General features: G+C 27.3%; 1 protein-coding gene. It reads right to left on the minus strand.

What is annotated here, in order from left to right:
* Positions 1-1,077: PDC sensor domain-containing protein (locus CAMP5118_RS07915; protein ID WP_337217023.1), on the minus strand; the 1,077-nt coding region annotated here is incomplete at its 3' end.
* Positions 1,078-1,220: the final 143 nt, after the last annotated feature.

The following is a 1,220-nucleotide window of genomic DNA, read 5'->3' on the forward strand; positions in this document are numbered from 1 at the left end:
GGTGATGTTTTCATTAATAGCTTTTGCTATTACTTCAAATTCATCGTTGCTTTTAACATCTATCATAGCCGAGTCTTTAGTTTTATGATTGATGAAATCAAAGAAAGAACTAAGACCATTTTGTATAGTTTGTAAAGGTGATAGATAATAAGAGATGATGAAATAAAGCAAAACAATACTTGCAATACTTGTAAAAATAACAATAATGGCTTGTATATAGGCTATTTTTTTACTTGATTGAGAAATTGTGTCAATATATGCCATGTTACATACTGTATATCCATCTATATTATCACACATTCCAAGTCTTTCATTTCCTTCTTTGCTGGTATAAAAGAATGGTTCGCCATCTTTTGCTTTGCTAAATCCATCTGCTACAATGGCAACATTTGGGTCATTTCCAATATAATTTTTACTTGTTGAAACAAATGAAAAACGATTTTTATCATAAATAAAAGAAGCACCTGGCATTTGTTTAAGACTATCTTCTAAATCTTTAACCAAAATATCAATTGCCAACACTCCTATAAAATTACCATCTTTATATATTGGCATGGCATAAGTAAAGCAAGGCAAGCCTGTTGTTACATCAATATAAGAAGGGGTGATATATAGGCTATTATTTTTCATTGCTTCTATATAAAATTCTCTTGTTCTTGCGTCATAATTGTCGGCTTTTCCATAAATTCCATAGTCTAAGCCTTTGCTATCACTATCTGGATCACTTACTATTAATTCTCCATTTGGTTGGGCTAGATAAACAGCTAGAAAATTACCAGAATCTCTGAATGATCTTAATTGATAGCCAATATTATCCATTAATTTTTCAGCAGAATTTAAATCTGAATAAGGATGTCTAAGTATAGTTTCACTTAGCTTTTTTAATGAATCAGATGTATTATCTTTGAAATTAGTCATAAGATTTTTTGTAGAAATTAAACGATTTTGCTCAGAATTAACAATTTCTTGAAAAAGAGCATCTTTAACAAAAATAAATGTTATGATTCCTAAAATTAAAAGAGAGATAATTGCTATGATGTTTGCAATCAAAGCAACTTTCATTTTAATACTTTTCACTATTTTTCTCCTAAAAATATTTTTTTGTAATTATAAAAATATTTTTTGCAATGAATAATTAATTGTATTTTAATATTATAAATACAACGTTCATAATATTAACTCTTAGAAAGAGTTAATATTTATTTAAAACTTTTTCTTCC

The sequence above is a fragment of the Campylobacter sp. LMG 7929 genome, from assembly GCF_024723595.1.
In the GTDB taxonomy this organism is placed as follows: domain Bacteria; phylum Campylobacterota; class Campylobacteria; order Campylobacterales; family Campylobacteraceae; genus Campylobacter_D.